Origin of the sequence: Methylobacterium frigidaeris (genome assembly GCF_022179185.1) — a bacterium.
Classification (GTDB): domain Bacteria; phylum Pseudomonadota; class Alphaproteobacteria; order Rhizobiales; family Beijerinckiaceae; genus Methylobacterium; species Methylobacterium frigidaeris.
The window spans coordinates 151,316-172,988 of the sequence record NZ_BPQJ01000007.1 but is presented as its reverse complement, the minus strand read 5'-3'; the positions used below and the strand labels follow the sequence as shown (position 1 = coordinate 172,988).

The following is a 21,673-nucleotide window of genomic DNA, read 5'->3' as shown; positions in this document are numbered from 1 at the left end:
GCGGCACCGCCCCGGTCCGTTGCCGTCGCGCGAACGCCTTGTTGCGCCTGGCTAACCCCTGTCATATTCCCGTGCCGGCTTCGTGGTGTCTTGTCGCCACGCGGGGCGGTCGCGGCGACCACCCCACGGGCGCCGGATCGGTCGGCGCCGCACGGGATGCCTCGACCATGGTTCCGTTCCTCACCCGCGGCCCGGCCGGCGACGGCCGCGATGCTCCGCCCGGCATTCCCCTCGCGCGCCTGCTCGGCCGCGCCGCGGAGGGCGGCATCCAGCTCAAGGGGTTCGGCCAGCCCTCGCGGCTCTTCCCGCGCCTGAAGCACGTCGAGGCTCCCGGTCTCGCCCCGGTGCTCGGTCGCATCGGCTCCCTAGAGGTGCGCCTCGCGACGACGCCGAAGGAGGTCAAGCGGGCCCAGCGGCTGCGCTACCGCGTCTTCTACGAGGAGATGGCGGCGATCCCGACCGGCCTCGCCCTTCTCAAGCGCCGCGACGCCGACGAGTACGACGCGGTCTGCGACCACCTCCTGGTGATCGACCACGCTGCCCAGGAGGCAAAACCCTTCCGCAAGCCCAAGCCCCGGGTCGTCGGCACCTACCGGCTGCTGCGCCAGGAGCAGGCCGACCGGCATTTCGGCTTCTACACCGCCGGCGAGTACGATCTCGGCCCGGTGCTGGAGGCCAATGCCGGCAAGCGGGTGCTGGAGCTCGGCCGCTCCTGCGTGCTCAGGCCCTACCGCACCAAGCGCACCGTCGAGTTGCTGTGGCACGGCATCTGGACCTACGTCCTGCATCACCGCGTCGACGCGATGCTCGGCTGCGCCAGCCTCGAGGGCACCGACCCCGACCGCCTCGCGCTGCCCTTGAGCTTCCTGCACCACTTCGCCCGCGCCCCCGAGGCCTGGCGCGCCCGCGCCCTGCCGGGCCGCCACGTCGCCATGGACCGTCTCAGCCGCGAGGCGATCGACCCCAAATCCGCCCTCCAGGCCCTGCCGCCCCTGATCAAGGGGTATCTGCGGGTCGGCGCCACCTTCGGCGACGGCGCGGTGGTCGATCGCCAGTTCGGCACCACGGACGTGTTCGTGGTGCTGCCGGTCGAGGCGATCGCCAAGCGCTACATCGGGCATTTCGGCGCCGAGGCGGGGCGGCACGCGGCGTGAAGGGGATTTCTCTCGGTCGCGGCGCGGTGATTTGCGCCGACTTTATCCCACCCACGACCTCATCCTGAGGTGCCGTGCAGCGGCCTCGAAGGAGGGCTCCAGGGACCTCGGAGATTTCTGGAGGCCTCTTTCGAGGCCTCCGCTTCGCTTCGGCACCTCAGGATGAGGTGGCAGATGGGATCATGTGCAAGAGCGATCGGATAAGCTCGGACCGTGTCGAGAGTGTCCTCCGGAGCACCGGGCTCTGCTCTCACCACCCGCCACCCCGCCGCGCCCGCACGTGATCCAGCGTGATGGCGTCGAGGGTCGGCGTCCCGAGCAGCGTCATCGCGTTGTCGAGCTCATTGCGGAAGATCTCGATGACCCGGGACACGCCCTCGGACCCGCCGGCCGACAGGCCCCACAGGAACGGGCGACCCAGGCTGCAGGCGGTGGCGCCGAGGGCGAGCGCCTTGATCACGTCGGTCCCGCGGCGCACGCCGCCGTCGAGGATGATCTCGGCCCGGCCCGCCACGGCCTCGGCCACCTCGGGCAGGGCCGCGATCGCCGCCGGCACGTCGTCGAGCTGGCGGCCGCCGTGGTTGGAGACGATCACCGCCTCGATCCCGAGCGCCACGGCCTTCTCGGCATCGCCCGGGTGCAGGAGACCTTTCAGCGCCATCGGGCCGCGCCACTGGTCGCGGATGCGGGCGATGTCGTCCCAGTTCGCCGAGGGGTCGAACAGCGAGGCGACGTGCTGCGCGACGCTGGTGAAGCCGCTGCCCGCCACCTGGAAGTTGCCGAAGCCCAGCCGCGAGCGGGCGGCGCCGGCGAGCCAGGCCGGACGGCGTGCGAGATCGAGGGCGGTGGAGAGGCGCGGCCGCAGCGGCATGGTGAAGGCGTTGCGCAGGTCGCGCTCGCGCCGGCCCTGCACCGCGAGATCGACGGTAAGGCACAGGACCCGGTAGCGCGCGGCCGCGGCGCGGCGCAGCAGCGCCTGCATCCACTCCCGGTCGCGCAGGAAGTAGAGCTGGAACCAGCGCTCGCCCTCCGGCGCGCCCTCCGCCACGTGCTCGATCGAGCCGACGGAGTTGGTCGACAGGCAGTAGGGGATGCCGGCCCGCGCGGCGGCTCGCGCCCCCGCGACCTCGCCGTCGGGCCAGAAGAAGCCGGCGAGCCCGGTCGGCGCCATCATGATCGGCAGGGACGAGGGATGGCCGAGGATCGGCCGGGAAAGGTCGCGGGTGCCGACATCGACGCCGACCCGCGGCATCAGCATCCAGGCATCGAAGGCCTCGACGTTGTCGCGCAACGTGCGCTCGTCCTCGGCGCCGCCGTCGATGAAGTCGAACACCGCCTTCGGCAGCCGCCGGGCCGCCTGGTCGCGCAGGTCCGCGACGGCGTGGGCCCGCTGCAGCCGGGCGCTCAGGCGGGTCGGGGCGGCGGCGGGCGCCGCCTGGGCCGGTGCGCGGGGCGGCTGCGTCAGCGCGGAGGATGGCCGATGGGCGAGAGCCCGCCCCGTGTGGCGCTCGTCTGCATCCACGCTTGCCTCCCTCCGGTTCTTCGATCCGGTCGTCACGACGGGTAGCACCGGCGCGCGGCAGCTCGCAACCCGCAAGCCGAGGCGGGGGAGGGCGGTGGAACGGCGGAAGATGCCACGCGTCGAAACTGCTCATGACCATGGCAGGCGGCGCGGGATCATCATGGCGGACCGGGACGAGGGCGAACGCGGCGAGATCGAGGATCGCTCGGCGCCCCGCGCCACCATCGTCCACGAGGCGGTGCGCAAGCAGGGCAAGGAGGAGCTGGCGCGCCCCGCCGGCTCGCTCTTCTGGTCGGCGGTCGCGGCCGGCATCGCCATCACGGCCTCGGTGATCGCCCAAGGGGCGCTGCACCACAAGCTGCCGGCCGAGATGGGAGGCCGCACCGTCGTGGCGCAGCTCGGCTATCCGCTCGGCTTCCTGATCGTGATCCTCGGACGGCTGCAGCTCTTCACCGAGCAGACGATCGTGACCGTGCTGCCCCTCGTCACCCGGCCGAGCGGGCGGGCGCTGGCGGCGACGGCCCGGCTGTGGGGGATCGTGCTCCTCGGCAACCTCGTCGGCACCGCCGCCGCGGCGGCGCTCAACATCCACGGCCACGTGGTGAGCCCAGGCCTTCTCGATGCGATGCTGGCGGTGTCGCGCGAGAGCCTGATGCACAAGGCGCCGTCCGCGATGCTGCTCCAGGGCATCCCGGCCGGCTTCCTGATCGCCACCGTGGCGTGGCTGCGGGCGGCCTCGAGCGGGGGCGAGTTCTGGATCGTCCTCACCCTCACCTTCGCGATCGTGCTCGGCGACTTCACCCACGTGGTGGCGGGCGCCGCGGAGGCCTTCCTGCTGCTCTTTTCCGGCGAGGCCGGCCCGGGTCAGGTGCTTGGCGGGATGATCCTGCCGGCGCTCGTCGGCAACGTCATCGGCGGCACCGGCCTGTTCGCGCTTCTCGCCCATGCCCAGGTGCGGCAGGAGCTGTGATCCGCCAGGAACCCTGACGCGTCGATGCTGCGCTGCGGCAGCCTGCCGATTTTCTCCCCGCACCGCGCTTGCTAAGCAGGGCAAGACGGATATGCGAAGAAGGGAGACCGATGAGCTTCGTCCAGGCGGCCTTCGGCCGGTTCAAGCAGACGGTGACGGCCTATGCGGGCGATGCCCCGCTGATGCGGGCCGCGGTGTCGGCCTGCGCCAACGTGATCGTGGCCGACGGCGAGGTCGCGGGGGCGGAGTTCGAGGCGGCGCTGAAGGGCATGCTGGCCGATCCGATCCTCGAGAAGGGCTATGACAGCCTGATGCTGGAGGAGGAGCTCTACGACGCGATCGGCCGCGCCCGCACCCGGGCCGGGCGGATGCAGAACAGGCTCTTCATCGAGGCCATCGCCGACCGCCCGGCCGAGCAGCGCCAGAGCGTCTTCCTGATCGCCGCCGATGTCGCCGACTTCGAGGGCATCAGCCCGTCCGAGCACCGGGCCCTGACCGAGGTGGCAGGAGCGCTCGAGCTAGACCGGGACGCGCTGCTCTAAGTGGATGGGCCCGGATTGAGGTGCTGCGGGTCGATCGTGAACCGGTCCGGGTCTTTGGTCCAGGCCTGACGGATGATCCGGAATGGGGCCTTCCAGCGCAAGGCTCGAGGTGCTTGGCGAAGGTGTAAGCCGTGACGAAGGCCAGGACGTGCGCCGTCGAGCTCTCCAGGTCTTCGTAGTGACAGATCTGACGGTTGCCTCGTTGATCGTCCGGTTCATGCGCTCTCCCTGACCGGGGGCCGGGATTCGCGCGGGCCGAGCGTCCCGCCGACGTGGCGCGCGCTCAGGCCGGGTTCGTTGCCCCGGTCGGACGGCGTCGCTGACGCCAGGTGCGCCCCTCGGCGTAAGCCCGGGCGGCTGCCTGCCGACGGCGCTCGCCCTCGGCCTCAAGGTCGGTGACGCCGCGCTGGCGCAGGTTCTCGGCGACAATCTGCGACTTCAGCGTCTCGCTGTCCGGAAGGTCGATCTTGAGTCTCTCAGCCCACACTGCCGTCTGCCACGCCTCCAGCGCCGGCGCCTTCAGGGCCAGCATCTGGTCCGGCGTGTCACGGCGCGTCATCGCGTTGCCGTCGGACACCTCACGGAGGTCCGAGTGAGCGTGATCGAGGACCATGCCGACGACGGGCGTGGCCACACCAAGGTCCCGTTGGCATACCGTCGCGAAGACGCGTCGGACATCGCGCGGCGCGGCCTCGACGCCCGGCATCGCGGCGACGGCGTGCGTCAGGGTATGGGGCGACAGGTGCGTGACCGGGTCGCCGAGCCGCCGCGGCCGCGCCGCTGGGTACATCCACGGTGACCGTGGGACACCACGCTCCTCCGCTTCCCGGCGCGAGAAGTCCAGGTAGGCCTCGATCCGCCACCAGACTTGCGGCGGCAGCGGCAGGGCGTGCGCCCCGTGCCGCGGGTCGGCTTCCGTCGGGGTGTCGCGGGAGATCGTCCGGTGTCCCTGCCACCAGACGCCCCATCCCTCTCGCTCGGCCCATGGCTCGAACTCGTCGACCCTGGCTTTGACGACGCTCGATCGCCTCTGCGCGGTATGGATGAGGAGCTCGATGGCGCCGCCGACGGACGTCGAGAGCACGCCGGTCTGGGCCACCGCCAGCATGTAGGCGACCGCCGGCAGGCGCGGGGACCGCCGCTGCGGCCTGGTTCCCATCTCCGGAGCCTTCAACCCCGCCACGGTGTTCGTGTCGGCGCCGGAGAGGTGCCGCCGGCCCGCGTCGCCCATCCACGGCCAGAACCTCTTCGAGACGCGGACGATGTCCCGGGCGGTCGACCGCTTGCCCTCGGCTACCAGGGTCTCGACGACGGCGGCGATGTCGGCGGCGGTGATGCGGGAGACGTAGCGCGTGTCGAGCGTCCGCATGGCGGGGCCGCCCATCACGCTCAGGTAGTTCCGCACCGTGGCCGGCCGGAGAAGCCCCGCCTCGACCTCGCGCCGCATCCACGCTCCCCATGCCTCGCGGCCTTCCTCCAGCGTCCACGTGGCCGGGCCCCTGTCGCGCAGCATGAAGGCCGGACCCTCGCCCTTCGACGTGATGGCCGTGCGCTTGAGCGAGATCCACTCCTCCGCCGGAACGCCCTGTCCGGCCTCGACGTGGTCCCGCACAGCCACGGCGACCGAGCGCGCCTGCGCGAGGGTCCACTCGCGCGCGTCGCCGAGCCGGATGCGCAGGGGCTTGTCGGCGTAGCGGAACCGGATCGACCAGACTGCCGCCGTCGGCGTGAGGCGCAGGGTCAACCCCTGGCAACCCCCGTCGGCCACGTCCCGGGGCGCGGCGCCCGTCTCGCGCGCCTCCCGGATCATGGCCTCGATGGCCGTGGCAGTGAGGACCTCGGCTTTCCTCGGCATGGCGCGCTCCATTGGAGCGACTGCTCTAGCGCGTAGCAAACCCGTAGCAAACCGGCGTCGCCCTACCCGGGGTCCGTTGCGATGGCGGAAACCGGGCCAAGTTCGGTGCCGCACACCCCGGGAGGAGCCGGAAACGGGTCTTCGCAGAGGGGAAAACACCTTAGGGGTGAGTCTCTTGTGGACGACGGGCAAGGGTCCTGATACGACGGAAACCGGTCAGGCCCCGTAGCTCAGCTGGATAGAGCAGCCGCCTTCTAAGCGGCAGGTCGTAGGTTCGAGCCCTACCGGGGTCGCCAGCAATCTCGATGAGTTGGTGCCGAGGTTGCGCGTCGCCAGCAGATCTTGGACAGCGTCGAGCCTGGGCTCGCTGGTTCACGCCGGGAGCGACGCGGCTGGACGGTGCAGGACGTGGGGCGCATCGCGCCCGCAAGGCCGGTCAGGATGAGCCACGGCTGAGCTTGGCCTTGGACATGCTCGGACCCGTCCTCCAGCGCGCGTCGAAGTCTCCGGAACGAGGGATCCCGGGTCGGCTCCAAAGAATCGTGTCCTCGCTCTTCGGGACGGTCGGCCGCGCGGGTCACGGCCAGGACGTCCATTCCATGGAGCATGCCAGCTTCCGTGGTACGGATCTCGGACATCGATTGAATGCCTGCCCGGGACGGGCGGCGTCCGGCGCGGCAGGCCCCACGGAATGTGTCCGGCACCGCGCATCTCAAGGCGACGTAGGTTCTCCCGGAGGTTTCCCGCAGGTTTGACCCGGCCCGAAGGGACGGAACCGCGCCGGTTCGGCATGGCTGAACGGCACCGACGTGTACCCTAACCCTGCAAGCAGGCGATGCTCCGGGTCTTTGATCGCGCGGCATGGTCTTCGTCGAACCGGTACCCACGTCATCGGACAATGCTCCGGTGAACGCAACGGCGACAGCAGTCTGCCACCCCTCACCGCGCAGGGCCCGGCTGAGCGAATGGGCCCGCCGTGACGCTGCTCACCGTCTGGATCGGGGGTGTGGGCCGCAGCGCCCGCTCCAGGCGCGCCTGGGCGTCCCGATCCGCGATGCCCGTGATCGCCAGGGCGATCAGCCCCATGCCGATGACGGTCAGGAACGCGGCGCGCAGGTTCGGCATGGGTCAGATCCCGGATTGGTCGTAGCGCAGCTATGGCCGGGCAGGGCGGCGGCGATGTGGTCCACTTCGGGCTGTCTCGTGGCAGGCACCGTCGCTTCCCCAGGCTGACGAAACAGCCCAAAGCCGGACCAGGCGCTGACGCGTGTCGCCGCAGTGCCACCCGGGGCGACTCTGCCGGCTGGTGTCGGGTTGGTGGCGCCCTCGTGTCGAGCCTTGCCCGCCGACACTCCCCGCTCTCTCAAGCCGCTGTCGAACAACAAGGATTTTGCTCGGGCGCCGGGGCTCGCAGCGAGAGGCCGAAGGCCCGACGGGGGGCGCGGGATGGTCGACGCGCACGGTCCGGTTCCGGAGGATCCGCAGCGTGTGAGCCGGTGCGTCGCCGCACCACGAAACACTTCGCCTCGTTGCACGACACACGCACGCAATCGCCGATCGGTAGGAGCTCTCGCAACGCCGGCTGGATGCCGTCGCCCGGGAGGCTCGCATGGTCACGTCGAACCAGTTCCGCCGGATGGCCGTCGCCGCCTTCATGCTTGGCCTGGCGCTGGCGCCGGTGCTCAACCCGCCGCTGCCCTGATCGCCCGGCTCTAGCGTTGCCCGGGCGCACTACCGGGCAGAGCCCCGGGGCGGGTACACCACGGCCATGCTCTGCGTCCTCAAGCACGTCCTGATCGAGTACGGCCCCGATCGCGAAGCGCACATCGATGCGGCCGCGCGTGCCATCCTGGAGACCTTCCCGGAGGCCACCCTCGAGGTGGCGCAAGGCCTGCTCGACGACGACCTCCTGATCGAGGCCCGGATCCCGCTGCGCCGCGCGAACGAGTGGCCGGCCGTGAGCCGCCGCGCGCACGCCCTGCAATTCGGTACGCTCGCCGCGTGAGGGCTGCGCGCCTCTCGTCCGACCTCCCCACGGAGACCCCAGAGGACGAGGGCGCCGCGTGGTCGACGCGCCGGAACGACCCGATCGAGGTCAACGGTCACATGCGCCCCTGTCTCACCGCCCGGCTGCCTTCATGATCGCGAGGGTAACCGGACCGGCCGCGACGCCTGGACGGTAGCTCCGTCGCGACGATACGATCGACCCCATGATGGCCGGGCAGCCCGCCGAGGTCGCCGGGCCGTCGAGCACGGGCGCCTCGCGAAGAGCGCCGGTCGACACCAGGGGAGGGGGCCAGGATGGCGAAGGTCGCGATCGTCGGATGCGGGGCCATGGGCTCGGTCTACGCGGCGCTGATGGCCTCGGCGGGCCATGCGGTGCACGCCGTCACGCTCTGGGCCGATCATGCTGCGGCGATGCAGGAGCACGGGTTGCGCGTCGAGGGCGCGAGCGGCGACCGGACCGTGCGGCTCGCGAGTGCCGGCACGAGCACGGCGGAGGTCGGTCCTTGCGACCTCGTCATCATCGCCACCAAGGCCTTCGACGTCGCCGCGGCAGCCGGGAGCTGCGCCTCCCTCATCGGGCCCGGGACGGTGGTGCAGACGATCCAGAACGGGCTCGGTTCGCCGGAGATGGCCGCGACGGTCATCGACCCGGACCGGATCGCCGTCGGGGTGGTCGGCGGCTTCGGCGCCTCGATGCGCGGGCCCGGCCACGCGCACCATAACGGGCTCGAGATGATCCGATTCGGCGCCTTCGCGGGCTTGCCGCGGGAGCGCCTGGAGGCTTCGGCGGCGATCTGGGAATCGGCCGGGTTCAAGGTCAGCCTGTTCGACGATATCCGCCGGATGGTGTGGGAGAAGCTGATCATGAACGTCACCTTCTCGGGCACCACTACCCTCACGGGCCTCACCATCGGCGGTGTGATGGCCGATCCGGAGGCCTGGCGCGTGGCGAAGGCCTGCGCAGAGGAGGCGGTCGCCGTCGCGGCGGCGATGGGCGTGACGCTCCAGGTCGGCGATCCGGTCGAGCATATCCGCCGGCTCGGCGGCAAGATCCCTGAGGCACGGCCCTCCATGCTGCTCGACCACCGGGCCGGGCGCCGCGGCGAGGTCGAGGCGATCAACGGGTCGATCCCGCGCCTGGGGCGGCTCTGCGGCGTGCCGACCCCGGTCAACGACACGGTGGTGGCCCTCATCAAGGCGCGCGAGGCCGCCTTCCCGGTGCAGGCGAACCCCGAGAGCTGCCCGGTCTGATCAGCTCCGGTCCATCAGTGCCCGCAGGCCACAGCAGGTTCGCCTGGCCGCCCCGCCGGCCGCAGGCGTGGGCGGCGGCAATGCTCGCCCGCCTGCACTGGGAGGTCGTCGGCGAGCAGGGCCGGGCCCGAGCACGGGATCTCGGGCAGATGGAAGATCGGCATTCAGGGAGCCGAAGCCGACGATCACTGGGCTTCTCCTGTGCCGGCGGTGGAAGTCATCGCGGCCGGATCGTTCATCGCGTGATCGTTGGGCTCGACCGACTCATCATTCACCGCGTCGTTCCGGGCTCCGCTTTCGCGGCCCCGGAACGACGGAGAGGGGATCAACTCTCCCGAGAGAAGCCTGCCCTCCTCATACGACCTTGCCGGGATTGAGCATCCCGTCCGGATCGAGAGCCGCCTTGAGGCGCCGCATCAGGGCGATCTCTGCCTCCGAGCGGACGTGGCCGAGCCAGGGCTTCTTGGTCAGGCCGATGCCGTGCTCGGCCGAGATGGTGCCGCCGAACTCGCGCACCAGTCCGTAGATGACCTCCTGGATCACGTCTTTTGGCTGCGGACGAGCGCCCTTCAGCCCGGCCACGATGTGCAGGTTTCCGTCGCCGATATGGCCGTAGAACAGCGCGAAGGCGCCGGGCAGCCGCTCGGCCAGCGCCGCCTTGCAGGCGCGCACGTAATCGTCCATCGCCGCCACCGGCAGGCCGATATCGAAGGACTCGTGCGGCCCGAGCACCTGCGGGAATTCCGAGCAGGCGTCGCGCACGCCCCAGAACGCCTTCACATCCGCCACCGAGCGGGACAGGACTGCATCGGCCAAGAGCCCCGCCTCGGCTTGCGCCTCGAGCCAGGCCTCGAAGCGCGGCGCGTCGAAGGTCTCGTCGGTGCCTTGCGCCTCGATCAGGCAATAGGCGGCGTGGCCCTGCGGCAGGGGCACTCGCACGCCCGGCATCGCGCCGACCGTCTCCCAGTAATCCGGCCACATCACCTCGAAGGCCGACAGCATCGGGCCGAGGCCCCGGCGGGAGGCCGCGAGGAGACCGACCACGGAGGCGTAGTCCGGCAGGGCGCAGAGCGCCGCGACGGTGCAGGCGGGCTTGGGGAAGAGCCGCAGCACGAGCCGGGTGATGATGCCGAGCGTGCCCTCCGAGCCGATGAACAGGTGCTTGAGGTCGTAGCCGGCATTGTTCTTGATCATCCGGTTGAGCCCGGTGATCACGCTGCCGTCGGCCAGCACCACTTCGAGCCCGAGGATCATCTCGCGGGTCATGCCGTAGCGGATGACCCGGTTGCCGCCGGCATTGGTGGAGGCGTTGCCGCCGATGGCGCAGGAGCCCCGCGCCCCGAGATCGAGCGGGATCAGGAAGCCGGCCGCGTCGGCGGCCTCCTGCACCACCTGGAGCGGCGTGCCGGCTCTGACCGTCATGCTGGCGGAGGCCGGGTCGATCGCCTCGATCCCGGTCATCCGCTCGAGCGACAGGGCGACCGACCCGGCGAGCGGACGGGCGCCGCCGCACAGGCCGGTGAGGCCGCCCTGCGGCACCACCGGCACACCGTGGGCGGCGCAGATCCGCATCGCCGCGGCGACCGCCTCGGTGGTGGTGGGCCGCAGGACCGCGAGGGGGGCTTGCGGCCCGAGCGTGCTCCAGTCGGCGTCGTTGCGGGCCGGCCGCTCGGCGCCGGTGAGCACCGCCTTGTCGCCCAGGGCCGCCACGAGGGCCGCCACGAGGGCGGTGGCCGCCTCGCTGCGGGACGCGTCCGGCATCGCCGTCATCCGATGTCTCCTCCCGAAGGCGGCGTGGATCGCCGCTCGTCCAGGTGTCTTACAGGTTTTTCGCCGCCGCGGCGCGCGCGAGGCCGGCGTGCTCGGCCCCGATGCACCGGCCGATTCCGGCCTCCGTCGCGACCAGCGGCCCGCGCACCCGGCCGACCACGGCGTCGCCGGTCGTCGCGGCAAGCGCGGATTTCAGCAGCGGCACGAACGGCCCGCGGATCGAGCCGATTGCCGCCCGCAAGCTCTGAGATATGGCGGCGGATCCCACCCTCTCACCTCAGGATGAGGTCGGTCGAGGATCCCCGGCTTTTCGAGAACTCCGCTCGATCAGGCTCTCGCAAGTCGAGCAACGAGCTTCGCCGAGCGCAGACGGTTCTCACGGTGAGCGATGATGGCCTGGGTCCGCGGTGAGCGGTCACGGGGCTTCGAGGCGGCTCGAGCGTAAGGCGCCGCGGCTCTCCAGGATCGGGTAGGCGGCACCGGCGACGAGGTGATCGTTGACCCGCTTAAGGTCGCGCATGAGGTCGGGATAGAGGGTCGTGGCCTCGGCCGGGACGGGACCCGCGATGCGACCGGCCTCGCGCAGGCGGCGGAAATGGGCCTCGGTCGCCCGCGCCTCGAGATCGCGGAAGACCGCCTTCTCGTCGGCGAGCCGGCGAGCGGCGCGGGGATCCTCGGTCAGGAAGGCGGCGCCGGCCGCGCTCAAGTTGGCGGAGAGCCGCGCCAGCAGCGCCCCCACCTCCGCCTTGCCCTCGGCCGAGAAGGCGAGGCCGCGCTTCAGGCGCTTGGCGGCGTGGGTCATCACGTTGCGCGAGAGGATGTCGCCGGCATGTTCCAGGTTGGTGGTGAAGGCCAGCAGGCCTGCGACCCGGCGCTCGTCGTCCTCGCTCAAGGACTCGGGGTCGAGGCGGACGAGGTAGGCCTTGATGGCGGCGTTGAGCCGGTCGAGGGTGTCGTCCATGCGGCGGATCTGCGCCACCTTGGTGCGGTCGCCACCGGTCAGCGCCTCGCCGGCGCCGCCCATCATCTCGGCCAGCACGTCGGCCATGCGCAGGGCCTCGCGGCCGGCGGCGCCGAGGGCCACCGGCGGCGTCTCCAGGGCGGCCCCGTCGAGGTGGATCGGCCGGCCGGGATCGTGGGCGTCGATCCGCTCCGGCACCAGCCGGCGCAGCAGGGCCGCGAAGGGATCGAGGAGCGGCAGGAAGATCAGCGCGAGGACGAGGTTGAAGGCGGTGTGGAAATCGGCCACCGCGCGCGACAGGTCGGGCTGCCAGGTCACGAGGTGCGGCCCGATCAGCCCGAGGCAGGGCAGGGCGACGAGGCAGCCCAGCGCGCGGGTGAGGAGGTTGCCGAGCGCCACCCGACGCCCGGCGGCCTCGCCGTCCCGGGCGCCCTCCAGCACCGGGTTGAGCGCCGAGCCGAGATTGGCCCCGAGCACCAGGGCCATCCCGGCCTCCAGGGGCAGCACGCCGGCTTGCGTGAACGACATCACCAGCAGCACGACCGCCACGCTCGCATGCGCCGCCCAAGTGAGTACCGCGCCGAGCAGCAGGGCGATCAGCCGGTCGGTCGCGACGGCGCCGAGCAGCACCCGCAAGGCCGGCACGTCCTCGTAGGGGGTGATGACCTCGACGAGGCGCGCGAGCGCCATCAGCATCAGCCCGAGGCCGATCGCCACCCGGCCGAGGTCGCGGGTGCGCGGCGTGGCCCCGCGGCGAAACAGGATCACGCCGACGAGCACCAGGACGGGGGCGGCCCGGGCGACGTCGAAGGAGAGCACCTGCACGATCAGGGTGGTGCCGATATTGGCGCCGAGCATCACGGCCAGCGCCGGCACCACCGCCACCAGCCCGGCCCCCGCGAAGGAGGCCACCATCAGGCCGGTCGCGGTGCTGCTCTGGAGGAGCGCCGTGACGCCGAGGCCCGCCGCGAGCGCCTTCACCCGGTTGCCGAGCGCCACCCCGAGCAGGCGGCGCAGATGCGGCCCGAGGGCGCGCTGCACCCCGGTCTGCACCATGTGGATGCCCCAGAGCAGCAGCGCCACGGCGCCGCAGAGGTCGAGCAGGGTCAGAGTGGTGTCCATCGGCGCGGGTCAGCCTCCGTCCGGTCCGGCCTGAGCATACAGGTCCCGAGCATCCGGGTTCCGTCCCCCGATGCAAGTCTGCTGCCCGTCACCGCTCCTTGTCCCGCGCTCCTCGTCAGGGCTTGGGGCAGGCGGGATCGGCCGGGCGGGCTGCGCGGGCGAAGTCCAGGACCGCGCGGGTATAGGTCTCGACCACCTCCGAGAAGGGCTGCCGCTCGCCCGTGAACAGCACCGCCCGGTGGCTGAACAGGTGCTCGGGCACGTTGAGCGGGCCGCAGGCCGGGGCCGGCGGCAGCGCCTGGTCCCAGCCCTCGGGCAGGGGCTGCCAGTGCGGCTCGGCGCCGACGGTCTGGCGGGTGGTGCCGAGGGCCGAGACCGCCCGGCCGAACGGCGTGTCGGTGGTCTCCAGCACCCGGTTCATCTCCGGGGTCAGGCGGGCCGGCACGTACCAGTTGTCGGCCTCCGACAGCACGTGGTCGCCGCAGGCGAGCCGCACCCGGCGATAGCGCAGGGGCTCGTCCGGCCCGACGGCGAGGCGCTTGCGGGTCTCGGGGCCGGCCGGCTTGTCGACGCCCCGATCCAGCCTGGCCACCAAGCGCGGTGCCTCGGCCATGCGGTGGGCGGCGCACCAGCCCTCGAGCGTCGCGGTGGCGCTGCGGCTCGCCAGCAGCGCCGCGTTGAGGCTCTGCACCACCGCCACGGCCTCGACGCGGGAGAGATAGGTGTCGGGCCAGTCCGGTCCGGCGGCCCGGGCGGGGAGGACGGCCAGAGGAACGGCGAGGCAGGCGGGCAGCGGGGCGAGGAAGCGGGCGAGGAAATTGGACTGCGGCATGGTGTGGCGTCTCTCCGGACGGGCCCTCGGGCGGGGCCGTCGTGCAGGCCTGCCCGGTCCGCGCTTGAGCCGCAAGCGGGGGCTGGCGCGGCCCGGCGGCCCGGCTATGAAGGCGCTCGGGCCGCCGATTCGCCGCTCGCGCGTGGCGCGGCTGTTCTTCGTCCTGTCGCAGGGTTTCGCCAGATCGGGCGCGAGGCGCGCCATCATGGCCGGTTGAGGAGAGACGACGATGTCGGGTGGTCACGGAGCGGTCGACGGCTCCAACAAGAAGATCGCGCTGCTGATCTCGGTCCTGGCGCTCTTCCTCGCCCTCGGCGAGACCCTGGCGAAGAGCGCGCAGACCGACGCGCTCGGCGCCAACGTCGAATCCGCCAACCAGTGGGCTTATTTCCAGGCCCGCACGATCCGCGCCACGGTGCTGAAGACCGCGAGCGAGGAGATCGCCCTCGAGCCCGGCGCGCCCCCGGAGGCGGTAAAGAAGCAGGTCGAGGAATGGGCCAAGACCATGGCGCGCTGGGAATCCGACCCGGCCTCCGGCGACGGCCGAAAGGAACTCGCCGCCAAGGCCAAAGCGGCCGAGGCCAAGCGCGACCTGTCGCTCGCCCGCTACCACCATTACGAGCTCGGCTCCGCCGCCTTCCAGATCGGCATCGTGCTCGCCTCCGCCCAGGTCATCACCGGCATCGCGGCGCTCGCCTTCGCGGGCGGGGCGCTCGGGGTCGCGGGGATCGCCATGCTGGCGATCGGCCTGTTCGCGCCGCACGCGATCCATCTGGTGTGAGGATCGGCGCGACGGCGGACCCGACGCTGTCGTCGACGATCCTCCGGGTTGATCGGCAACCCTCCTGGTCGTCCCGGGGCCGTGAGAGCGGCGCCCGGGATCCCGATCCGCCGGGTGCGGCGCGGGACGAAGCGGAACGCGATCCGCAATCCTCGGACACACCTGCGAGGCGGGGCCCGGGTTCCGCCGCGCGCGGCTCCCGCGAAACCGGGTCGATGACGCCCAGGGGCGGATGGACGCTGCTCGATATGCGATCGTTTCCCCTCAAAAGGCGCAAGACTTCGAAGTCTTCATCCTCGTCGTCTCGCAACGCCTGGATGTAAGGCTGATCGTCCATTTCGCTTTGGCGATGTTGCGCCCCTGTGTCGCAGAAGCCGGTGCTTGCCAGCCCGCCACGCCGTGCCCCTAAACTGAACCCGTCAGTTCAGTTAGGCCTTCATGAGCGACGCCGCCCGCCAAGTCGATCGCCTTGAGGTCGATCGCCCTTCCGTCGTGCGTCCCCTCGCCGACCGCCCGCTCGATTCCAAGCCGCTTGATCCCAGAACGCTTGATCCCAAGCGCCGCCGCCGCATTCTCGAGGCCGGGATGGGGCTGTTCTCGCGGCTGCCCTACGCGGCCGTGCACATGGATGCGGTCGCCGCCGAGGCCGGCGTCGCCAAGCCCACGCTGTACCGCTACTTCCCCACTAAGGAAGCCCTGTTCATCAATGGCCTCGCCTGGACGCTCGCCGAGCTGCGCGACGCTATCGGAGCGATTCCCGCGACGGACGCACCCGCGCGCCTGCGCGCTGCCGTCGGGCTGGTGCTGGAGCGTATCGGCGCCCTCTCGCCGGCGCTGACCGCGATCGAGGGGCGCGGCGCCGAGTTCGGCGAGCGCAGCCGGCGCGTCCTGCGCGAGGGTTTCGACGGGTTGCGCGGCGCGCTGGCGGGCCTTCTCCGTCAAGGGGTCGTCGCGGGCGAGCTGCACGTGCCCGACATCGACCTCGCCGTCCTGATGATCCTCGGTGGCATCCGCATGGCAGTGCACGGCACCGGCCGGCGCCCGCCAGCCTCGGCCTCGGTCGCCGATTTCTTCCTCAACGGCCTTGGCGCGCCTCCTGCGCCGGCGAACGGAGCCCCGCGATGATCCGCCTCGTCCTCGTCCTCCTGGCGCTCGTCGCAGCCGGGGCGGGATGGCTCGTGCAGCGCCACGGCGGCGACACCCGCGCCGCCTGGAGCACGGCCCGGGGGGCGCTGCCGGCCGATCTCGCCCGGCACCTGCCGGAGCACCTGCCGGTCGCCTATGCGCCGCCAGCGCCCGCAGCCCCGGCGAACCCCGCCGCTTCGCGTCCCGTCGTGACCACCGTGGCCGCCGGCGTCACCGACCTCGCGCTCACCCGCTCGGCGGTGGGCTGGGTCGAGCCGATGGCGAGCGTCGTGGTCCGCCCGCGCATCGACGGGGTCATCGTCGAGCAGCTCGCCCGCGACGGCCAGGTGGTGAAGGCGGGCGACGTGCTCTACCGCCTCGACGACCGCGAGATCCGGGCCCAGATCGCCCGGGACGAGGCGGCGCTCGCCCGCGACCAGGCGACCCAGGTCCGCACCCAGAACGACGTCCGCCGCGTCGGCGAGCTGCTGTCCCGGTCCTCCGCCTCGCAGGCGCAGTTCGACGTCGCCACCGCCGAGGCCAAGGTCGCGGCCGCCAACGTCGCGGCCTCGCAGGCCGCGATCGAGGCCGACAAGGTCCGGCTCGACTACACCATCGTGCGGGCGCCGATCGCGGGGCGCCTCGGCCGGGTGCTCGTCACCACCGGCAACCTCGTCAAGGGCAACGAATCCGCCGGCACCGGCCTCGTCACCATCACGCAGATGCGGCCCCTGCGCGCCACCTTCTCGCTGCCGGAGCGCGACCTCGACGGGTTGCGGGCGGCGCTGAGCCGGCCCGGCACCGCACCAGTCCGGGTCTATCCCAGCGGCGGCGAGGCCGTGCTGGCGACCGGACGCCTCACCTTCGTCGATTCGAGCGTCGACCAGGCCTCCGGTACCGTCACCGCCTGGGCGCTGTTCCCGAACGAGGACGACCGGCTCTGGCCCGGCCAGTACGTCCGGATCGAGGTCGATCTCGGCTCGCGGCCTGGCACCGTCACGGTGCCCCAGGCCGCGGTGCAGCCGGGGCAGGAGGGCAGCTTCGTCTGGGTCGTGAAGCCTGACCGCACCGCCGAGCGCCGCACCGTCGAGGTGCTGGCCTCCCGCGACGGCCGCGCCGCCCTGGCTCAGGGTCTGAAGACCGGCGAGCGCGTGGTGGTCGAGGGCCAGTTCCGGGTTCGCCCCGGCCTGCCCGTCAGCGAGCGCCCGCAGGACGCGACCGAGGCGCAGGCCGCGGCATCCGGCGCCCCCACCCGCATCGAGTAGGCGTCATGAATCTCTCGGCCCCGTTCATCCGCCGGCCCGTCGCCACGATCCTGCTCTCGATCGCGCTGACGCTCTCGGGGCTGTTCGCCTACCGCTTCCTGCCGGTGGCGGCGCTGCCGACCGTGGATTTCCCGACCATCTCGGTCACCGCCCAGCTCCCCGGCGCCTCGCCCGAATCGATGGCCGCCTCGGTGGCGACGCCCTTGATCAAGGAGTTCTCCACCATCCCATCGATCGCCACGATCTCGGCGACGAACTACCAGGGCTTCACCTCGATCACCGTCGAGTTCGAGCTGTCGCGCAACATCGACCAGGCTGCCGCCGACGTGCAGGCGGCGATCACCCGCACCCTGCGCCGGCTGCCGATCGAGCTCACCATCCCGCCGAGCTTCCGCAAGCTCAACCCCGCCGACGCGCCGGTGATCCTGCTCGCCCTGTCGAGCGAGACGACGCCGCTGCCGACCCTCGACGCCTTCGCCCAGACGGTGATCTCGCCGTCACTCTCCACCATCACCGGCGTCGGGCAGGTGCTGGTCTTCGGCAGTCAGAAATTCGCCGTCCGGGTGCAGCTCGACCCGAACGTGCTCGCCGCGCGGGGCATCGGCGTCGACGAGGTGCAGGCGGCGATCCAGAACGCCAACACCTCGACGCCGGTCGGCGTGGTCGAGGGGCGGGGGCAGAACCTCACCATCCAGACCAACACCCAGCTGATGAACGCCGACGCGTTCCGCGACGTGATCGTGGCGGTGCGCAACGGCCGGCCGGTCCGCCTCGGCGAGGTCGCCCGCGTCATCGATTCGGTCGAGAACAACCGCATCGCCTCGTGGAAGGACGGCACCCGTGGCCTGGTGCTGGCGGTGCAGCGCCAGCCCGATGCCAACACGGTGGACGTGGTCGACCGGGTGCGGGCGATGCTCCCGAAGTTCCAGGAGCAGCTGGGGTCGAGCGGCACCATCGACGTCGTCAACGACCGCTCGGTCTCGATCCGCGAGGCGGTGCACGACGTGCAGTTCACGCTGGTGCTCACCATCGGCCTCGTCGTCGCGGTGATCTACCTGTTCCTCGGGCGGCTCGCCGCGACGCTGATCCCCTCGATCGCGGTGCCGATCTCGATCATCGCCACCTTCGGGGCGATGTACCTGCTCGGCTACTCGATCGACAACATCTCGCTCCTCGGCCTCACCCTGGCGGTCGGCCTCGTCGTCGACGACGCGATCGTGATGCTGGAGAACATCGTCCGGCACGTCGAGGAGGGGATGAAGCCGTTCGAGGCGGCGCTGAAGGGCGCCGGCGAGATCGGCTTCACCATCCTGTCGATCACCATCTCGCTCATCGCGGTGTTCATCCCCGTCCTGCTGATGGGGGGCGTCGTCGGGCGGATCTTCAACGAGTTCGCCATCGTGGTGACGATCGCGATCGTCGCCTCGGCGGTGATCTCGCTGACGCTGACCCCGATGCTCGCCGCCCGCCTGCCGGCCGACGCCGCCGGGCACGGCCAGACGAAGAACCTGTTCGAGCGCGGCTTCGCGCGGATGCAGGGGGCTTACGAGCGCGGCGTCGATCTGTGCCTGCGCTGGCCCTTCGCGGTGCTGATGGTGTTCTTCGCCTCCGTCGCGCTCACCGCCTGGATGTTCGTGGTGATCCCCAAAGGGTTCTTCCCGGCGGAGGATATCGGCCAGCTCCAGATTGCCACCGAGGCCGGCCAGGACGTGTCCTTCGACGCGATGAGCGCCCTCCAGCACGAGGCCGAGGTGATCCTCGCCCGCCATCCGGCGGTGGCCCACGTGGTGAGCCGGGCGGGCTCGAACGGCTTCTCCGGGACCCTCAACCAGGGCTCGTTCTTCGTCGAATTGAAGGACCGCGACCTGCGCCCGCCGCTTTCCCGCACCATCGCGGAACTGCGCCGCGACCTCGCCGCGGTGCCGGGCCTGACCTCGTTCATCACCCCGGTGCAGAACCTGCGCCTCGGGGGGCGCCAGTCGAAGAGCCAGTACCAGTACGTGGTGCAGGGCCTGAACCGGCCCGAGCTCGAGCGCTGGTCCGAGCGGCTGACCGAGGCCTTGGCCCGCGACCGCGCCACCTTCGCGGGCGTCACCAGCGACCTGCAGAACGCCGCGCTCCAGGCCAAGGTGACGGTCGATACCGATAAGGCGCAGGCGCTGGGCATCACCTCCGACCAGATCCGCCAGACCCTCTACACCGGCTTCGGCACCCGCCAGATCTCGACCATCTATGGCACCGCCGACAGCTACCAGGTCATCACCGAGTTCGATCCGCGCCTGAACTGGACCGCCGACCGGCTGGACGAGATCCGCCTGCGCGCGAGCGGCGGCAAGCTGGTGCCGCTCTCGGCCGTCGCCAGCGTCACCCGGGTGCCGGGCCCGCTCTCGATCAACCAGCTCGGCCTGCTGCCGGCGGTGACGATCTCGTTCGACCTCGCCCCCGGCGTGGCCCTCGGCCAGGCGGTGAACCGCATCGCCGCGATCAAGGGTGAGCTCGGGGTGCCGGGCACCATCACCACGACCTTCGCCGGCACCGCCCAGGTGTTCCAGGACGCGCTGGCGAACCAGGGCCTGCTGCTCGCGGCGGCCGTCATCACCATCTACCTCGTGCTCGGCATCCTCTACGAGAGCTTCATCCACCCGCTCACCATCCTCACCGGCCTGCCGGCGGCGGCGATCGGGGCGCTCGGCGCGCTCCAGCTCTACGGGATGGACCTCTCGGTGATCGCGATCATCGGCGTGCTGATGCTGATCGGCATCGTGAAGAAGAACGCCATCATGATGATCGACGTCGCCCTGGTGCTGCAGCGCGAGCAGAGCTGGAGCCCGGCAGCGGCGATCCGCGAGGCCTGCGCCCTGCGTTTCCGCCCGATCATGATGACGACGGCGGCGGCCGTGATGGGCACCCTGCCGATCGCCATCGGCCACGGGGCGAGCGCCGAGCTGCGCCAGCCCCTCGGCGTCGCGGTGGTGGGCGGGCTGCTGGTCTCGCAGCTCCTCACCCTGTTCATCACGCCGGTGCTCTACCTCTACATGGACCGCCTCGGGACGGGGGCGACCCGGCTCGTCCTGTCCCTGCGCCGCGGTCGCCTGCCGGCGAGCCAACCGGAGGGGGAGGCAGGCCGGCACATGCCGGCGGAGTGAGGGTGATCGGTCGGACAGTCCCGAACGGATGAGGCGCCAGATCTTCTCCTCGCTCGCGGGACGAGAGAGGAGAAGATCTGGCGCCCTCTCTTGCTCGAGACCGTTCCGCGTCAAACGGCGACGCCGCCCGAAGAGGCTACGCTGGGCACCGCAAACGGTAGGCTGATATACTGCTTGGCGTCACGCAGGCCCGTCCACCACAGCTTGACCATCACTTCGGGCGAGGCAGGTTGCACAGTCGCCCGTTCACTCTCCCCGTCGAGACGGGCGCAAACCCATAACTGCAATGCAATCTGCCGCGACCTGCGCGTTGACCCATATTGCCATCTCGAATCATGTAATAGCCGCGCCCTGCTATCAGGTTATAAAAATTCGTATATCATATTGGCCGCTGATCCATCGTCCGAAGGACATCAAGCTATGCGACGCAGAGAGACTGCCATTGCCGTAATTGTCGCAGCTGCGTTCTTATCTCTGATGTTGCTGATGGATAAAAGTATATTAAATTCATTTATAAAAAATACCGTCGGCGAGGATGCGTTCAGGACAATCATTCAATTTTCGTTCGTTACCCTGCTGGGCGGAGCAATCTTTTTATATTTTAATATTATCAAAGAAGAAAATGAAAAACGGGAGAAAATGATGGCGGAAGAACTCGAAAAGCAGGAGCAGCAGAGAAAGCTAGGCGGGAGAGCTGCCTGTCTGTCAAGAGGGATTTGGCAATTGAAGTCGGCAAGTTGTACCGCTCAACCAAGCACATTAAAAGAACTATGCATTCCCGTTCCATGAAAGCTGATGGCAATTTGATTATTAGGAAGGCCTTCTTTGAGAACAGTATGGACGAGATAGATAAGATACAGATTGCACTTGAACAAAGCAGGGAAACTGTAAAAATTCGTGAAGATTTATTCGAAGGCGAGAAAAGACGAAACATTCTTTCCGCTCTTCGTTATGCATCGCGCTATCTCCATGATGTTTTTGAGGATTTCGAACGACATAGAGCTGTTTGCGACGGAGAACATTATATTATAAATAATGACTGCAAGACATTGCGAGATTTTCTCTCGCCTGACGAGCCGCCGGAGTTGACCAAGGTGCAATTGCAGATCATGGAGAATGACGAACTGCCTGAGATGTCGAGATGGGCTGCATTCACGCGAATTCGCGATATACGAAAATCAGCCAAAAATAATAACTCGACGACCAACGCTGCAGAAATCAACAATGACAATGCGGAAGCATATAATATTTCTGGTTTAAATGACAACGGCAGGCGCTTCAAGGCTGTTGCTGAAGAGTGCATTGCTCTGGTAACATCAACACTCAAGAAGGAATGATAATTATTGCATCCAACATAGATAAAAATATTC

General features: G+C 70.0%; 19 protein-coding genes, 1 tRNA gene and 1 pseudogene. 13 read left to right on the top strand and 8 right to left on the bottom strand.

The window, feature by feature from the left end; genetic code table 11:
• Window positions 1–167: 167 nt before the first annotated feature.
• The gene (olsB, locus tag MFF64_RS10045) at window positions 168–1,154 is read left to right on the top strand and encodes a l-ornithine N(alpha)-acyltransferase (protein WP_099906613.1); all 987 of its coding nucleotides are present in this window, start codon (window positions 168–170) and stop codon (window positions 1,152–1,154) included.
• 250 nt (window positions 1,155–1,404) lie between these two features.
• Here olsB and MFF64_RS10040 read toward each other — a convergent pair whose 3' ends face one another.
• Window positions 1,405–2,676, bottom strand: coding sequence for an alpha-hydroxy acid oxidase (locus MFF64_RS10040; protein ID WP_165795836.1), 1,272 nt, complete (start codon window positions 2,674–2,676; stop codon window positions 1,405–1,407).
• Between the two features lie 160 nt (window positions 2,677–2,836).
• Between MFF64_RS10040 and MFF64_RS10035 the strand changes: the two genes are divergently transcribed.
• Both MFF64_RS10035 and MFF64_RS10030 read left to right on the top strand, forming a co-directional pair.
• On the top strand, window positions 2,837–3,646 hold the full coding sequence (locus tag MFF64_RS10035) for a formate/nitrite transporter family protein (protein ID WP_099906617.1): 810 nt from the start codon (window positions 2,837–2,839) through the stop codon (window positions 3,644–3,646).
• A gap of 110 nt (window positions 3,647–3,756) precedes the next feature.
• Entirely contained in the window at window positions 3,757–4,188 is a 432-nt protein-coding gene (locus MFF64_RS10030; RefSeq protein WP_099906619.1) for a tellurite resistance TerB family protein, read from the top strand.
• Here the strand turns inward: MFF64_RS10030 and MFF64_RS10025 are convergent.
• Window positions 4,185–4,422, bottom strand: a pseudogene (locus MFF64_RS10025) (IS481 family transposase); the annotation flags it as partial. The gene MFF64_RS10030 and the pseudogene MFF64_RS10025 sit on opposite strands and share 4 nt — an antisense overlap.
• 49 nt (window positions 4,423–4,471) lie before the next feature.
• Entirely contained in the window at window positions 4,472–6,043 is a 1,572-nt protein-coding gene (locus tag MFF64_RS10020) for an integrase family protein (protein ID WP_165795837.1), read from the bottom strand.
• A gap of 219 nt (window positions 6,044–6,262) precedes the next feature.
• Here MFF64_RS10020 and MFF64_RS10015 point away from each other — a divergent pair.
• Window positions 6,263–6,339: transfer RNA gene (locus MFF64_RS10015), tRNA-Arg, on the top strand.
• A 643-nt stretch (window positions 6,340–6,982) separates the two neighbouring features.
• Here MFF64_RS10015 and MFF64_RS10010 read toward each other — a convergent pair.
• Window positions 6,983–7,168, bottom strand: coding sequence for a hypothetical protein (locus MFF64_RS10010; protein ID WP_238190619.1), 186 nt, complete (start codon window positions 7,166–7,168; stop codon window positions 6,983–6,985).
• Window positions 7,169–7,811: 643 nt separating this feature from the next.
• Here MFF64_RS10010 and MFF64_RS10005 point away from each other — a divergent pair.
• Together MFF64_RS10005 and MFF64_RS10000 are read left to right on the top strand one after the other, a co-directional pair.
• A complete protein-coding gene (locus tag MFF64_RS10005) occupies window positions 7,812–8,048 on the top strand; it encodes a hypothetical protein (RefSeq protein ID WP_099902187.1) in 237 nt (78 codons plus the stop codon).
• 296 nt (window positions 8,049–8,344) lie between these two features.
• A complete protein-coding gene (locus tag MFF64_RS10000) occupies window positions 8,345–9,301 on the top strand; it encodes a ketopantoate reductase family protein (protein ID WP_099902185.1) in 957 nt (318 codons plus the stop codon).
• A 354-nt stretch (window positions 9,302–9,655) separates the two neighbouring features.
• On the opposite strand, the gene MFF64_RS09995 is transcribed toward MFF64_RS10000, so the two are convergent.
• The 4 genes from MFF64_RS09995 to MFF64_RS09980 form a co-directional block, all read right to left on the bottom strand.
• The gene (locus MFF64_RS09995; RefSeq protein ID WP_099906842.1) at window positions 9,656–11,062 is read right to left on the bottom strand and encodes an FAD-binding oxidoreductase; all 1,407 of its coding nucleotides are present in this window, start codon (window positions 11,060–11,062) and stop codon (window positions 9,656–9,658) included.
• A gap of 58 nt (window positions 11,063–11,120) precedes the next feature.
• Window positions 11,121–11,339 (bottom strand): hypothetical protein, encoded by a 219-nt coding sequence (locus MFF64_RS09990; RefSeq protein WP_165795843.1) that lies wholly within the window; start codon window positions 11,337–11,339, stop codon window positions 11,121–11,123.
• Between the two features lie 147 nt (window positions 11,340–11,486).
• Window positions 11,487–13,154: a Na/Pi cotransporter family protein gene (locus tag MFF64_RS09985; RefSeq protein WP_099906832.1), complete on the bottom strand. Its 1,668-nt coding sequence runs from the start codon at window positions 13,152–13,154 to the stop codon at window positions 11,487–11,489.
• A 115-nt stretch (window positions 13,155–13,269) separates the two neighbouring features.
• A complete protein-coding gene (locus tag MFF64_RS09980; protein ID WP_099906834.1) occupies window positions 13,270–13,986 on the bottom strand; it encodes a hypothetical protein in 717 nt (238 codons plus the stop codon).
• Between MFF64_RS09980 and MFF64_RS09975 the strand changes: the two genes are divergently transcribed.
• The 7 genes from MFF64_RS09975 (at window position 13,985) to MFF64_RS09945 (ending at window position 21,640) form a co-directional block, all read left to right on the top strand.
• Window positions 13,985–14,203 carry a hypothetical protein gene (locus tag MFF64_RS09975; RefSeq protein ID WP_133123677.1) on the top strand — a complete coding sequence of 73 codons (219 nt, stop codon included), beginning with the start codon at window positions 13,985–13,987 and terminating at the stop codon, window positions 14,201–14,203. The two genes, MFF64_RS09980 and MFF64_RS09975, sit on opposite strands and share 2 nt — an antisense overlap.
• A gap of 12 nt (window positions 14,204–14,215) precedes the next feature.
• Window positions 14,216–14,767, top strand: coding sequence for a DUF4337 domain-containing protein (locus MFF64_RS09970; RefSeq protein WP_099906836.1), 552 nt, complete (start codon window positions 14,216–14,218; stop codon window positions 14,765–14,767).
• A 438-nt stretch (window positions 14,768–15,205) separates the two neighbouring features.
• The gene (locus MFF64_RS09965) at window positions 15,206–15,892 is read left to right on the top strand and encodes a TetR/AcrR family transcriptional regulator (protein WP_238190617.1); all 687 of its coding nucleotides are present in this window, start codon (window positions 15,206–15,208) and stop codon (window positions 15,890–15,892) included.
• Window positions 15,889–17,157 (top strand): efflux RND transporter periplasmic adaptor subunit, encoded by a 1,269-nt coding sequence (locus tag MFF64_RS09960; protein ID WP_099906840.1) that lies wholly within the window; start codon window positions 15,889–15,891, stop codon window positions 17,155–17,157. Before MFF64_RS09965 ends, MFF64_RS09960 begins: the two co-directional genes overlap by 4 nt.
• Window positions 17,158–17,162: 5 nt before the next feature.
• Window positions 17,163–20,303, top strand: coding sequence for an efflux RND transporter permease subunit (locus tag MFF64_RS09955; RefSeq protein ID WP_238190615.1), 3,141 nt, complete (start codon window positions 17,163–17,165; stop codon window positions 20,301–20,303).
• A gap of 420 nt (window positions 20,304–20,723) precedes the next feature.
• Window positions 20,724–21,092: a hypothetical protein gene (locus MFF64_RS09950; RefSeq protein ID WP_238190614.1), complete on the top strand. Its 369-nt coding sequence runs from the start codon at window positions 20,724–20,726 to the stop codon at window positions 21,090–21,092.
• Between the two features lie 47 nt (window positions 21,093–21,139).
• Entirely contained in the window at window positions 21,140–21,640 is a 501-nt protein-coding gene (locus tag MFF64_RS09945) for a hypothetical protein (protein WP_238190612.1), read from the top strand.
• Window positions 21,641–21,673 lie beyond the last annotated feature (33 nt).